Source organism: Brevibacillus panacihumi W25 (assembly GCF_000503775.1).
GTDB classification, from domain to species: domain Bacteria; phylum Bacillota; class Bacilli; order Brevibacillales; family Brevibacillaceae; genus Brevibacillus; species Brevibacillus panacihumi_A.
This window is the reverse complement of record NZ_KI629787.1, coordinates 1-13,134: the sequence shown is the minus strand read 5'-3', so window position 1 is coordinate 13,134 and position 13,134 is coordinate 1. Positions and strand designations below refer to the sequence as shown.

Below are 13,134 nucleotides of genomic sequence, written 5' to 3'. Positions count from 1 at the left end.
TTGCTTACAAGATCACCTGAACGTGCATATCATCATCTAGTGAATTTGACATAAATAAGGTGTAGAATTCAACGGATGCTTCCACTATTTCCGATAGAGTGAGGTTAGACACATCGACGTTATAATCAAACCAGGCGAAAGCATCATAATCAAAAACGACGGTCTGATCTTTTTCAAAGTCTCCTCCCGAATATGTCACGTAAAAAGCAAATCTCTCTTTTTTGATAATGGTTTTCTCATTAGTAAGCTCTGTGAAGAACCAATCGGTAAATAAATATTCTTTACCTTCTACCATCTCGGATACTTTCAATTTGGATTGCTCAAGATGTTTCATATTAAAATTTTCTCCTTTCGAGTTGATTGATGAGGGGACAAAGGTTGACCCTTCCTATTCCAGGTCAAAAATGCCTTCTTTGGTAAACACTCGAACAATAGATTTGTGGTGTTTTATGGTTACTTCCCCCGTTTTGTTGCCATCATCATTAAACGTGTCAGAATGCTCCTGTATTTGTTTGGTAACACCGACTAACAAATGATTCCCCATATTTCCTCCAACGGCGCCTGCTGCTATTGCTAGGGCATAGTGTGTTGGTTTTAAAGGAAGTACAGGGTTTTTCAGTTCGGCATTACGAGAATTTGCAGGAGAAAACCACTCTGAAATGGTTTGGAAGACGGGTGAGGAGTGCAGATCTTTGGCCAACTCTTCCTCATGTAATTTGCCGGCCCGAAATAGACGAATCTCATCATCAATTGGCTGAAGATGAAAGGTAACTCCGTCTGCTTCCTCAAGACTGGGAAGTGATTCATGACTCTGCATAGCGATCTCTCGTAAGTGGAGTGCTGTTTGTTTTCTTTCATCCGGATCAGGGCGCTCATGTGTTGCGAAGACAACGACCTGCTTAAATGCAGGATAGTTCTCATCGGTAAAGCGATATACTTTGATGTTTGAAAACCGGGAGGCTAACAATAGCGCGGCATCATCCAAGACGTACTGAGGGATGCAGAATAGTAGCAAACCACCTTTTAAAAGTACGTTAGTAGATTTGTTTGTTAATCTACGCAAAAAAGTGGTCTCCACACGTTCTGTAAACCCGTTATCATACGGTGGATTTAGCCATAGTAATGAAAATTTGTCCTCGGTTCGGATATTTTCATAGCCATCTTGTATAACCTGATCCAAAACATTACCGGCATTGGCAGCTCTCTCTTTCTCCAACTCAACCCCATAGGTTTGAATTTTAGAGTGATCGTGGTGCAATACCTCTGCGATCGCTCGAAGGGCTTCTCCTTTTCCGCAGCAAGGGTCTAACAGGTGTAAATTCCCGGAGCCCTGTACACGCAATCTGGATGCCACCAGACGAATTTCTTTCTCAGGGGTAGGGGTAATATCCCCCTTTGCTTTCAGACGCAATACGAGCCATTTCTGACGCCCTCTGCGCACGCGGGGGAAGCCCCCCTGCAAATTGCACGCAGAGGACTCCCTCCTTTTTTGGTTTTATAGATTTACTCGTTCTGCACGCATGTACTGTTTTTTTGCATGGAAGAACGTAACGTGATTGGATATCGTCTTGTCGCCAAAGATCTCACTTAAATACCCGGCAACGGCTTGAGCTGCTAAACGATTGGTGATCAAACGCTGGGGTTCCGACGAAACGACATTGGAGCAAGCCATCTCGGAGGGCGCGATCTCATCCTGATCCAACAAAATATCGGGGAATCGTTCGGCAACCGGGTCCAAAACGGTTTTACCATCCAGACGTAAGCCGGCAACTACTTGACCAGTCCATCCCGTTTGATTATGACGTTTTTTTTCATGTTCGGACCATTCGCTTGGCGGCCGTTGATCTTGTGGTACCCATGCACTTTCGACTCCGACGTCAATGTACAATAGGTTGTCTTGACTTAGAAAATAGTCATTCATGACTTGGCGAGTGAAGTTATTGTCTACTGCCCCTATCAGTACCGGTAACATGAAGGTATCCCATCGGTAACAACCGGTGTAATCGGTGTGCTGAAACAATCGATGAAGACTCTGCACATCCTCGATGTATCTCTCATCATAGGCAGCGATAGGAAGGTTATAGTGGCTTCTGTATCTTTTTGCCAACACAGAAGCCTTTTTAAGTCCTACATCCTTGCTGATAAATAATTGGTTGGCCAAGTTTTTCTCTTCCACTACATCTGGATCCGCAACAACATACATGCCTTTGGCGTGGAAGATGTTCATCATCTGGGCGCATTGTTGAAGAATGTATCCCCCATTACCACCAGCGCCTAACTGAACGATATAGAAGAAGATCTTTTTAAACTGCTTATTCAGCTGCAGATCGATCATCGTTTGAATCTCCTTTCACCTTTATCTGTTCCAATTCATAAGAAACACTCGATGCTCCAAAAGGTGAATCAAACACTTCCTTGGGATCAACAGCAAGGTATGTCCCATTCAGGCATGTTCTTACCTGGATTTGTGGAAGGAAATCGGTCACGCGACCAACAACTGCATACAAGATGGGGGCCTGTTCAGATTCATTATCTTGTTCTGAAAAGTAGGCATTCATCAGGTTATGGCTGTGTATTTCCATCACTTTGATGGCTTGCTCATCCTGGGTAAAAATTTCTGTTGGTTCAACCCATTCTTTGCTTACCTCTTGTTTTGGAATGAATAGAAAGTATCTTGTACCATTCCAGTAAACTTCCCCATGGACCTCGGTCTCATATTGCATTGCATAATATCGGGAGATTTTCATGAACTCGGATAATATATCCCATTCGATTTTTGGAAGTTTGAATCGGATACCCTCCTTTAGATTTGGAAGGTCTGGTACATGATTTGTTTTTGTGCAAATGGTAAGACATTCCGTTTCCCGAATGTGATACACATTACCATCGGAAGCCGGAAAGAACATGTGGGTACGTTTGTGCTCGACAGCATCCTGGATATCAAGGTAGATGCCATGTCTGCGACCCAACTTCATACCGGCTCCTTTTTTGCGAGCCTGGAGAATTGGAACAATGAGATTCTTCTCTTTTATCCAGGACATATGGGTCAATTCTTCAGTCAGTTCAGCAAAGTCCTGTTCAAGTCTTTTCCGAATATCATCCGCGGTGATTGGTCGAAGTTCCTCTTCCTCGTTCTCTTCTGTACTGACCTTGCCAACCAAACCTATTTTGAATTCGTCATTGGTAAAGTAATCGGTAAGAGGAATATTTTCGCCGCCATACCGGATTATTGTGTTCTCGTTTAATTCAATCGGCTCTTCCTTTTTTGGAATTGGAGTGACTGGTTTCGTTACCTTTCCTTTCTTTTGAGAAGGTTTGGTGTTTTTTGATTCCCCCAAAGGTTGAGGGTTTTCTTCTCCCAAAAAGCTGAATAGGGTTTCTTGGTAAACTTCCATTTTCTTTGTCATTTGTATATACATCCTTTCGGTTAATTTGAATTGAACAAAATAAAAAAAGACCTTTGTTAAATCAAAGTGTCTTTGCTATCTAAAATCGTTTGCAGCATTCAGCAAACGTTATCTGTTTGGTTTGTAACCATTCATCTGGAAAGTCCTTTCTTTGAAGGGAGGTATACAACTCCCTCAAATCTGATATGCCAGACAAATTTCGTCCTTCACTGAAATAGCAACTAGAACTTGGAGCAGTGAAGAAGATATTGTGTAAGGTACTTAATTGGGCGAGATCCGTAATTTCCGGAAATATGTTTCCTCCCATGCAGACCAATCCATTTGATACATTGGCAAAGGGAAACTTGAAAAGTTCCGTATCCCCTTTGATCCGACCCTTCTCTTTTACAGCAAAAATGTAAAGGGATGTGATTTCCTGGCCTCTAATTCTGTACCCGAAGAGCATTCGAGGAAATCCTACCATTTCTAAAGACGTGTTGTAATATGAGGTATTCCATTGTTGTTTTGGGATTTCTACGAAAACAATCTGCTCCCTTTTGATCCGGTTTATCCAGATATGTTTTACACAATTGACGGGTAGGGTAGGCGTTTCGATTCTGGTCAAAGGATTCGGTATTCGCCTTTTGCCAACAATCGAACGGAGACGCTTTCTTTTCACCATCCCCATGATTTTCTGGGGTTTTAGTGACTTCATACGTGAGTCCATGATGGCTTCAGCAAAATCATCAAAACTCATTTCAAACTCTTCCAGAACGGTTTCGCCCTGAGTAACCTTGATTTGGCAATATGGAGTACCATTCGAAAAATCATCATTAAATTGCACGATATACCTGGGCATTTGATTACTTCCTTTCTTGTGAATGTGAAAGAGATTCCATCACTTTCTTTAGTTGAATGAGATGTTTGACAAAAGTATGGTATAGGTACGGAATATCATGGATTTCAATGATTAACCCATCTTCTTTTAAAGTTAAGATCAATTCAGCCCCTCCAAAGGGGTCGTACTGGGTTACTAGGTAGCTCTGCAGCTTCTTTTGAAGTTCTGGTAACGAATAAATATTGATACACTTTTGAATCGTATCGTCCTGAAGAACAAATTTATACATGTTGTATTGGGATCCACTACAGTCTTCTTCCGTAACACCTGTAAATAAAAAATCCAGAGTGCTATAGAATAGAGAATAACCATAATCCCTGGTATAGTGATACGCTGAATCCTCGATCCAATGCTCGATAGTAGAAATATCAAAACCATCGTCGTGTAACAATTTGAGAATATGCAGGTTATCCAATGAATTTTGAATAAAGTCTACATCTTCTTGGGAAAAATACATGTTCCTCATCCTTCCTAGATAAAATCATCCTCACTCGGATAGATTTTCTCCTTACTATGATGAAGGTCGGACATTATGTGGGATGACCTTGTGTACTCATAGAAAGGGTTATACCACAGAAGATATAACTCATCCTCGTACCTTTCGTCGTCCAGTTCTCTGGTTGCTTCAAGCAAGCAATTAATGTCATTGGTCGAAAACATATCGAAATCAATGCCATCCACACTTACCCTGTTAAATAAACAATCCAGAATATAAAAGTGTTTTGTTGGGCTTTTCAATGTTTGTGCTTTTTTGCTTCGTTTCCTGAGTTCATTTCGAAGAAGCACTGAAGAAAAATTCAAAAGAACTACCTCCTGACTGTTTGGAATGAGGAAAATAGAAAAGGCGTGTCTGCTCTTAAGCCCCAAAATTGGATTTGAGTCTACCCCCCTTATCTTGTTAAGCTGGTATCAGAAGAACAGAGGGGGATTTTTTATGCAACGAAAACGCTATCCAATCGAGTTTAAACAACAGCTGGTTCAAGAAGCCCAAGATGCAGGAAATGCAAGCCAAGTTGCCAGACGGCATGGGATCGATGCGAAAATGTTGTATCGTTGGATACGTGATTCGAAACATGCGGATTGGAAAAACACTCCTGCCGAAGCCAAAGCGGTAACGAGTTATACTCCGAGCCCGGGAGAATTTCGTGAATTGGAAACCGAGAATGATCAACTGAAGAAACTACTTGGAGAAAAGGATTTGGAAATCGCGATCCTCCGTGATCTTGTAAAAAAGGTGAACCCAGCTTATCGGACAAAGTGGAAATAGCCGACAAGTGGATACAGCTGGGGTATACAGCCAAATTGGTGCTACGTATTGTCGGCATCCTTGAAGCAACCTACTACTATCGGAAAAATAAGGCCTCTCAAAAGCCACGGGTTTACCATGGAGGGCGGCCGATCCCTGGTTATTCATTGTCAACGGACGGACAACCTGTCAGTGACGAGCAAATTAAAGAATGGATATCGGAACTGATTGCGGATGAAGAATCTGCTTATGGCTATCGAAAGCTTACGGTCTGCCTGCGGCGAGATCACCAGTTGATCATCAACAAGAAAAAAGTGTACCGCCTGCTGAAAGAAGAAGGACTTTTACAACCACAACGAAAAAAGAATAGTCATCATCCCCGGAGGCTTGCCAATAACCGAGAGATCACCGCTCCGAATCAATTGTGGGAGATGGACGTAAAATACGGATTTATCGCCGGGGAACATCGTTTCTTTTTCCTGATGAGTCTCATTGACGTCTATGATCGAGCGATCGTAGACTATCATTTTGGTTTGTCATGCGAAGGAAAACATGCATCTCAGATTCTTCAAAGAGCTTTGTGGAAACGGCAACAATTCGACAACGAGAATCCCCCTGTTATCCGTACGGATAACGGTCCGCAGTTTATTAGTCATGTATTCGAGGAGGCCTGTCAAAGCTTCCGAACCGTTCACGAACGAATTCCTCCAAAGACGCCAAACAAAAACGCTCACATTGAGTCCTTTCACAGCGTTTTGGAGAAAGAATGTTTGCAGCGGAATGAATTTCAGAGCTATCAAGAAGCCTATGAAACCGTGACAAACTATCTGCTCTTTTACAATCAGCGCCGGATTCACGGAAGCTTGTACGATTTATCACCTGTAGAATTTGGTAAAGCTTTTACCCTGCAACGCATTACACCATTTGTTGTGAAAGTGTAGTGTGGCAAAGGATTGCAGAACGATCCCTACTTCAACCTAGCTGACAAGCAGAAAGGAAACCGTCTGGGGTCAAGTGATCTCCTTGACGCTAGACGGTTTCCTTTCTAGACTCCGACTCCAAGGTGGTTGAAGTAGGGAAGAAGGAAGAATCATATGAAAATGCGAGAATAAGGGAGAAAGACTCTAATTTTGAGGGGTTAAACCGTCTGAACCTTTCAGATACGCCCTTTCATTTCTAGTAGGTGCCCCCTATACGGCAGACAACCACGCTGCCTCAAATTAGGTACAGCAAACAAGTTCCCCCAAAAAATTCACCCCAACATGTGAACTCTTCACTTGTGGGTTGTCTGCTGAAATAAAGAAGCCCTTTTCTGAGGGGGATTAAGATACCATCCGTACAGGAAGAACCAGAGCAAGATCTTTATCATCTTCAACAGGTCGAATGATAAATGGTGAGGTTGCTCCGTTTCCCAAAATGGTAATTTTTTTTGAGCTCATGTTCCTGAGCGCATCTACAAAATACTTTGCATTGATCGCAAACTTCAGCTCTTCACCTTTAAAATCTGCTATGAAGACTTGTTCTTTCACCTTCCCTACTTCCTCCCCCATCGCATTGATGTTTAAGGAGGGGATGGTTCCAGAAGAAACCAAATGAAAGAAACACGTTTTGTTTTTGGATTCCTGGGCCATGATATTGACTCGCTCCAGTGACCCAAACAGTTCTTCACGATTCAATGTAAATTGTAAAGTAAAGTCTTGAGGAATGATTCGTTTGGTATCAGGAAAGGTCCCTTCTATCAAACGGGTTGAAAATGTGATTCCATTCACTGAAATCCTTAGCTCTCCATCGTTACATTGGACATGTACCTTGCCGGCTTCATCTTTGAGAAGCTTAATCATTTCGTTGGCTGAAGTGGATGGTATCAATACGTTCATGAAAGTATCCACCTCCTCATCCATTACGATATGAATTTGACTCAGACGATGCGAATCTGTTGAAACAAACGAGAGTTTGTTTCCTGCTCCCGATAAACAAACAGCTTTCAGAACGGGTCGCATGTCATTTGTGGAGGCAGCGTACATGCTGCTTAAACCTTTCATGAACAAAGAGCCTTCCACTTCAAACGATACTGTATACGGATTGGAAGACCGTAAGGGATATTCATCGACCGGCATGGTCTTCAATTCGAAGGAACTTTTGGATGCTTGAATGAGGACTTTATTTTCCTCAATCTGCAGCTTCATCTCTCCTGGGGGCAATTTACGGATGATTTCAGTAAACAGCCTTCCTGGTACAACGAAAGAAACTGGATCTGAACCAATTGCCTTTCCAATTGATTTTTGTACGATCCTGACCATGGTTTTATCATCTGATCCTGTGATGGTGATACATTCACCTTCCGCGTGGATATGGATGCCTGTCAGTATCGGAATCGATGTAGATGTTGCTACAGCTTTCATTGCCTTAGATAGCGCGGCTGCAAATCCTTGTGAGTCGGAGCAAACAATCTCCCTTTTTACCATTGTCATTGCCATGAATGACCCTCCTTGAATAGATTTTTAATATAAAAAAAGCCCAATTCATGAATTCATGAATTAGGCTTTTAAAACGAATTGAAATATCCTATTTTAAAAACACCCATTTGGGCGTATGGAATAAATTTTTTGATTACATTTCACATTCATACATAAAGGTTACTCAGTGGACGTGCTTTCGCTTATCCTTCGGCCGGTCTTTCGACTGTGGCGTCCCGACGTATCCTGCTCATCAAAAAAGATGGGGACTATTTGGGATCAAAGTGCGGCTTACTTTCGCGAACCGATGGCCAACCTTACGGTGAAGGCAGTCCAATACATTCTGCTCGTATCACTAACGGGGATACGGGAATCATTTGGAACAAAATGAGAATCGTATTGTCCCTACGACTCTTTTACGGACACTCCCTGAGTGCTGACCGTGCCTTTTAAAACACATTAGTGTTCCAAAAGGACTTACATATACTTTGATTATACAAAAGTTAATTTGAATCTACAATCATGAAATATGTACAAGACATAAAATGTGTACAACGTGATGTAATACTAATGTCCTACTAATCTTGAAACGGAAAAGAACGCCAGGATCTCTCAGGCGTTCTTTTCCCTCTTGGAAATACAAATTTACGGCATGTCGACATAGGAAGTTCCTGTATAGATAGGTAGATCTCCATGGTCAAAAGCTGCTTTAGAGTACCAAACTTCTACTTTTGTATAGAATTTGAAGTCATCAAACCAACCGGTATGTTTGTAGTAATGACCAGCCACTGGTTGTGGGAGTCCCGTTGAGTAACCTGCTGAACCGGTAAAACCAGAAATTAAGGACCAACCAGCACTAGCTGATGCGGCAATCTGGATAAGCCTACTAGTAGGGTTTAGTTTTACTAATATTCCTGGAACAATAAATTGCCATGCCCAGCCAGCAACAGCTTCTTCTCGGGTCAGCTCATGATAAGAAACAGTAGTTTCGGAGGGTGGAGGGGCATTAAAATATCTTCCAACAGTTTTTGTTTCTCCATAACTTGTTGTACCGTATCCAATCTTTAGGACCTGGGTTCCTATATACCTACCCTCGCCACTCCAACTAGCAAGGGGCTCAAATAATCTAGAGTATGTTCCAGGTTTATTGGGTGTTCCCCATTGTATAAATATATTCGGATTGCCTGCCATATAAGTCTCAAGTGACATCCACTGATATACATTATTTCCAAGGTCATTTTTAAATTCCTTAAGCAGGGTGTAATTTAATATCATACTCCCATCCGAAAACCGTGAAACGGAATTAACCTTGATGTAAGAATCAATAACAGCAGTACTAGCTTTAGCAGGTGTGGGTGGACCAGTAACAAGAATTGCTAATGTGAGCAGTGTTAATGTGAGAAATGATGAGAGGAACTTTTTGAACATCATATCATTTACCCCCAATTCATTTAGAATAAGTAAATTCTAAATTATGGGTGATTAACATTTCTTTTACCAAACATGTCAAAAGTACCTATAAATCGTAATATTTTGGGTGTAGTATAAATAGCAACTCTAATTGCTAGGGAGAGGAGAGAGGGCGTGCGTGTTAGGTGTAGAATCTATTATTCCAATAGCTGAAAAAACATTTACTGGGATACACTCAATCAACTATAACCAAACTGTTTTTTCAGAGAGTATTTTTCTCATAACAAATAGCTCTTTAAAAATCGTTTATTTATATACGCCATTTGACTTTAAATACAAGATACTTTTTGAAGATAAGGATTTCTTGAATGTGTTTGGCAAAATAAAAGTACACACTTTGGCAACCGAAAAGTGCAGAACATTTCCGAATATGAAAAAAGCCTTGCCAGCTAACTAAACAACCCTCTACTCTTCTATTTGGTGAACAGATAGGAGAGGGATGAAAGGAATGCTGGCAATGGCTCAACAACACTATATCAAATACTTACGGGATGTAAAAGATCAATCCATTTCCCAGATTGCAGAACAACTTGGTGTAAGCTGGAGAACGGCAAAGAAATATGCAGACTGTTCAGACTGGAACAAAGCAGAGCCTCCTCTTCGAGGAAAATTCCCTATCATGGAAGCTTACCGTGTACAAGTGGATACCTGGCTTATGGAAGATCAAGCCCGCCCCAAAAAACAAAGACATACAGCAAAACGTATCTATGACCGCCTTGTTACCGAATTTGGCTTTGCAGGATCAGACCGTACCGTACGGTACTATGTTGCCAAACGGAAGTCAGAACTGCAAATCGAAAAATCGGAGCCTTATATTCGTTTAGAACACCCAGGGGGAGAAGCACAGGCGGACTTTGGAACATTTCAAGCGATTATCGGTGGTCAACTGGTGGAGCGGAAAATGTTGATCCTCTCCTACCCATACAGCAATGCAGCATTTGTCTTTGTTACTCCGAAGGAGAACACAGAGTGTTTCTTAGAGGGATTACGGCAGCTATTCGAAATGAGCGGTGGTGTACCCAATCGAATCTGGTTTGACAATCTTTCAGCAGCTGTTGTATCTGTAGGAACCGATGGAAACCGGAAGCTTACGGACGAATTTCAACGCTTTGCCCTCCATTACCGCTTCCAACCTGTCTTTTGCAACCCTGCACAAGGGAACGAAAAAGGACATGTTGAGAACAAAGTGGGGTATGCTCGGAGAAATTGGTGTGTTCCATTACCTGTAGCCAATGATTTGGAACAACTACAGAAAATCATGAATCAGCAAGCTCTTGAAGATTTGAGAAGACCTCATTATGCGAAGGAAGTCTTACAGCAAGACCTTTGGGAGCAAGAGAAAATCAAACTTCTGGAACTCCCTATCATACCTTATGAAGCTTTCCGTTTGGAATCCGTAAAAGCCAATGGATACGGTGAGGTTCTCATTGATCAAAAAACAGTAAAGATCCCTTCTATTCGTTCTCACGAACGAGTATGGGTGAAGTATTGGTGGGACAAGGTAGATGTACTTAATGATAGCTACGAAGTGCTGATTACACTACCAAGAGGATATATGGATGAATCGGTTCCGGTTGATCTACAAACTCTGTTACAACCACTTTATAGTAAGCCAAAAGCTCTCGACTACAGTTCTGTTCTTGCTTTCCTCCCCAGTCAAACAAAGGGTTTTCTGCAATCTGTTGAAGGGAAAAGCCGCAAAACAAGAATTGGCTGGATCATTCGGATGCTAAAAACATACCAGATCGAGGAGATTGAAAGATGCCTTACGCAAGAAGATCAAGATGATGTGAGTCGATTGGAGCATGTTCTGTACCGTTTACGTCATCCTGAAATCATCCCAGCACCTATGAAAGACAGTCGCACCCCATCTGTTTTCGTTGGATATCAGCCAGATCTAACGAGATATGATCAACTTCAACGGACAGAGGTGCGAAAATGAAGGAAGAATTACGTCAACTTTGCAAGCAGATGAGATTAGCCCATGTCATGAATGTCTATGAGCAAGTTCCATTTGAACACCCGACTCAATTTCTTCATGCGGTACTATCTTCGGAACGAAGTTCCCGTGAGCAGGGAAAAATCCGACGATTGTTGCAGAAGGCCAGATTTACACAGATAAAGACCTTTGAAGGGTACTCTTTCGAGTCGGTTTCATTACCTGATAGCGTCACGATTGAGGAGCTAAAGAGAGCATCATTTGTAGAACGCAAGGAAAATGCTATATTGCTTGGTCCCGTAGGGACAGGAAAGACACATCTGGCAACTGCAATGGGTGTGGAGACGTGTAAACAGGGTAAAAAAGTGAGGTTTTATCGAGTGGCAGAGTTGGTTTCCATTTTGCAAACCAAGTTTCACGCTGGCAACCTTCCACGATTTCAGAAGGAATTACTGGACACTGATGTATTGATTTTAGATGAGTTAGGCTTTGTTCCGTTTCACAAGGACGGTGCTGATCTGCTTTTTCATCTTATCTCAGAATGTTATGAACGGATCAGTATAATCGTTACCTCCAATTTGGAGTTTAGCCAATGGAATACGGTTTTCGGAGATAACCGCCTCACCGCTGCCTTGATCGACCGTCTTGTACATCACGCTCATATCGTAGCTTTCACAGGAGAGAGCTATCGCCTTCGGCATGCTCTTTCCCACCGTTAAAATTATGAAAATTTAGCCTGGCAAGGCTATGCACAAAATGGTTTCCGAACTCTGCATTTTTTGCTTGCCAAATACATCTTGAATAAAAACAAAACTGCTTTTGATTTTTCACGACTAAGAAATAGTTTTGCCCTTTCAAAAGGACAGTACGGTAGAACAAAAATAGTTCTCAATTCGATTGCAATGCCTATCTACAAACAGAATCAATTACTGGGTTACATTGGTTTAATTTCAGAAAAAGAAGTTAAAGGTATGGAACCAGTTATTGAATTACTTTCAAAGTTGATATCAGATCAAATTATGATGGAAAACAGTACATTTAGACAAAAGTTCGAAAGCATTTCGGAAGTTGAGATGGAAATTCTCGAGTTAATCTTTTTAGGAAAAACAGATGACGAGATTGCAAAAACGATTCAATTTAGTAAATCAACAGTAAGGTTTTATATATCAAAACTTTTCAAAAAATTTAAAGTCAAAAAGAGAATAGAACTATCAAATATATATAATGAATTAAACAGTTCAAGAATGAAAAAGGGTGATAGTCATGCGGAAAAAGACAACCATTTCTAGACTTCTATATATCTTAGGATTTCTTGTATTAATTTTTAGTTTTTCTTATCCACTTGGATATGTTCAACATCCTTTCGTTTTTTATATTGTACCAATTGGAATTGCATTAATTTTTTGGGGTTCAAAATTGAAAAAGTCTACTAAACGCTGATAAATTCAATTAATGACATTAGCCCAAAAATCAAAAATGCCAGTAATCCATTAGAAGTGATTACTGGCATTTTTGATAAAGATTGTTTTTGCTCAATAGCCCTGCCTTTTACTGACGATATCCCATAAGGATTAATGAGTTATTTGATCATTTGTTCAGGTGACCATATACACTTGTCTCGCCAAGGTATTAGGTAACAGGTGCGAATGTAGTAAGAAAAGAGAGCGTAAAAAGTTTTGTGTAAATGGTTAAACTTTCCATTAAGGAGATGATCATTTATGCAAGACAAAAGAGATCTT

14 protein-coding genes are annotated in these 13,134 nt (G+C 41.1%); 6 read left to right on the top strand and 8 right to left on the bottom strand.

What is annotated here, in order from left to right:
* Positions 1-4 precede the first annotated feature (4 nt).
* The 6 genes from T458_RS53535 to T458_RS53510 form a co-directional block, all read right to left on the bottom strand.
* On the bottom strand, positions 5-334 hold the full coding sequence (locus tag T458_RS53535) for a hypothetical protein (RefSeq protein ID WP_023555133.1): 330 nt from the start codon (positions 332-334) through the stop codon (positions 5-7).
* A 54-nt stretch (positions 335-388) separates the two neighbouring features.
* On the bottom strand, positions 389-1,441 hold the full coding sequence (locus tag T458_RS56185; RefSeq protein WP_023555132.1) for a DUF6094 domain-containing protein: 1,053 nt from the start codon (positions 1,439-1,441) through the stop codon (positions 389-391).
* A gap of 54 nt (positions 1,442-1,495) precedes the next feature.
* Complete coding sequence (locus tag T458_RS53525) at positions 1,496-2,335, bottom strand: ThiF family adenylyltransferase (RefSeq protein ID WP_023555131.1); 840 nt, start codon at positions 2,333-2,335, stop codon at positions 1,496-1,498.
* Positions 2,313-3,407 carry a hypothetical protein gene (locus tag T458_RS56180; RefSeq protein WP_023555130.1) on the bottom strand — a complete coding sequence of 365 codons (1,095 nt, stop codon included), beginning with the start codon at positions 3,405-3,407 and terminating at the stop codon, positions 2,313-2,315. Before T458_RS56180 ends, T458_RS53525 begins: the two co-directional genes overlap by 23 nt.
* A gap of 79 nt (positions 3,408-3,486) precedes the next feature.
* Positions 3,487-4,245 carry a hypothetical protein gene (locus T458_RS0129490; protein WP_023555129.1) on the bottom strand — a complete coding sequence of 253 codons (759 nt, stop codon included), beginning with the start codon at positions 4,243-4,245 and terminating at the stop codon, positions 3,487-3,489.
* 4 nt (positions 4,246-4,249) lie between these two features.
* A complete protein-coding gene (locus T458_RS53510; RefSeq protein WP_023555128.1) occupies positions 4,250-4,741 on the bottom strand; it encodes a hypothetical protein in 492 nt (163 codons plus the stop codon).
* Between the two features lie 477 nt (positions 4,742-5,218).
* Here T458_RS53510 and T458_RS53500 point away from each other — a divergent pair, with 477 nt between their 5' ends.
* A complete protein-coding gene (locus tag T458_RS53500) occupies positions 5,219-5,551 on the top strand; it encodes a transposase (protein ID WP_023555126.1) in 333 nt (110 codons plus the stop codon).
* Complete coding sequence (locus tag T458_RS53495) at positions 5,542-6,471, top strand: IS3 family transposase (protein WP_023555125.1); 930 nt, start codon at positions 5,542-5,544, stop codon at positions 6,469-6,471. Before T458_RS53500 ends, T458_RS53495 begins: the two co-directional genes overlap by 10 nt.
* A 381-nt stretch (positions 6,472-6,852) precedes the next feature.
* Here T458_RS53495 and dnaN read toward each other — a convergent pair whose 3' ends face one another.
* Both dnaN and T458_RS53485 read right to left on the bottom strand, forming a co-directional pair.
* On the bottom strand, positions 6,853-8,007 hold the full coding sequence (gene dnaN, locus T458_RS53490; protein ID WP_023555124.1) for a DNA polymerase III subunit beta: 1,155 nt from the start codon (positions 8,005-8,007) through the stop codon (positions 6,853-6,855).
* A 624-nt stretch (positions 8,008-8,631) separates the two neighbouring features.
* Complete coding sequence (locus T458_RS53485) at positions 8,632-9,417, bottom strand: hypothetical protein (protein WP_023555123.1); 786 nt, start codon at positions 9,415-9,417, stop codon at positions 8,632-8,634.
* A gap of 157 nt (positions 9,418-9,574) precedes the next feature.
* On the opposite strand from T458_RS53485, the gene T458_RS53480 reads away from it, so the two are divergent.
* The 4 genes from T458_RS53480 to T458_RS56750 all read left to right on the top strand — a co-directional run bounded on the left by T458_RS53480 (position 9,575) and on the right by T458_RS56750 (position 12,684).
* Positions 9,575-9,853, top strand: a complete 279-nt coding sequence (locus T458_RS53480; protein ID WP_023555122.1) for a hypothetical protein — start codon at positions 9,575-9,577, stop codon at positions 9,851-9,853.
* A 51-nt stretch (positions 9,854-9,904) separates the two neighbouring features.
* Complete coding sequence (gene istA / locus T458_RS53475; RefSeq protein WP_031306277.1) at positions 9,905-11,398, top strand: IS21 family transposase; 1,494 nt, start codon at positions 9,905-9,907, stop codon at positions 11,396-11,398.
* Positions 11,395-12,114 (top strand): IS21-like element helper ATPase IstB, encoded by a 720-nt coding sequence (gene istB / locus T458_RS53470; protein ID WP_023555120.1) that lies wholly within the window; start codon positions 11,395-11,397, stop codon positions 12,112-12,114. The genes istA and istB overlap by 4 nt, the downstream gene beginning before the upstream one ends.
* A 78-nt stretch (positions 12,115-12,192) precedes the next feature.
* Positions 12,193-12,684, top strand: a complete 492-nt coding sequence (locus T458_RS56750) for a LuxR C-terminal-related transcriptional regulator (protein WP_144083913.1) — start codon at positions 12,193-12,195, stop codon at positions 12,682-12,684.
* Positions 12,685-13,134: the final 450 nt, after the last annotated feature.

Excerpts from the sequence above, each read along its gene's own strand:
- T458_RS53535 (WP_023555133.1), bottom strand. The coding sequence starts at position 334 with ATGAAACATCTTGAGCAATCCAAATTGAAAGTATCCGAGATGGTAGAA.
- T458_RS53525 (WP_023555131.1), bottom strand. The coding sequence starts at position 2,335 with ATGATCGATCTGCAGCTGAATAAGCAGTTTAAAAAGATCTTCTTCTAT.
- dnaN (WP_023555124.1), bottom strand. The coding sequence starts at position 8,007 with ATGGCAATGACAATGGTAAAAAGGGAGATTGTTTGCTCCGACTCACAA.
- istA (WP_031306277.1), top strand. The coding sequence starts at position 9,905 with ATGCTGGCAATGGCTCAACAACACTATATCAAATACTTACGGGATGTA.
- T458_RS53485 (WP_023555123.1), bottom strand. The coding sequence starts at position 9,417 with ATGATGTTCAAAAAGTTCCTCTCATCATTTCTCACATTAACACTGCTC.
- T458_RS56180 (WP_023555130.1), bottom strand. The coding sequence starts at position 3,407 with ATGACAAAGAAAATGGAAGTTTACCAAGAAACCCTATTCAGCTTTTTG.
- T458_RS0129490 (WP_023555129.1), bottom strand. The coding sequence starts at position 4,245 with ATGCCCAGGTATATCGTGCAATTTAATGATGATTTTTCGAATGGTACT.
- T458_RS53510 (WP_023555128.1), bottom strand. The coding sequence starts at position 4,741 with ATGTATTTTTCCCAAGAAGATGTAGACTTTATTCAAAATTCATTGGAT.
- istB (WP_023555120.1), top strand. The coding sequence starts at position 11,395 with ATGAAGGAAGAATTACGTCAACTTTGCAAGCAGATGAGATTAGCCCAT.
- T458_RS53500 (WP_023555126.1), top strand. The coding sequence starts at position 5,219 with ATGCAACGAAAACGCTATCCAATCGAGTTTAAACAACAGCTGGTTCAA.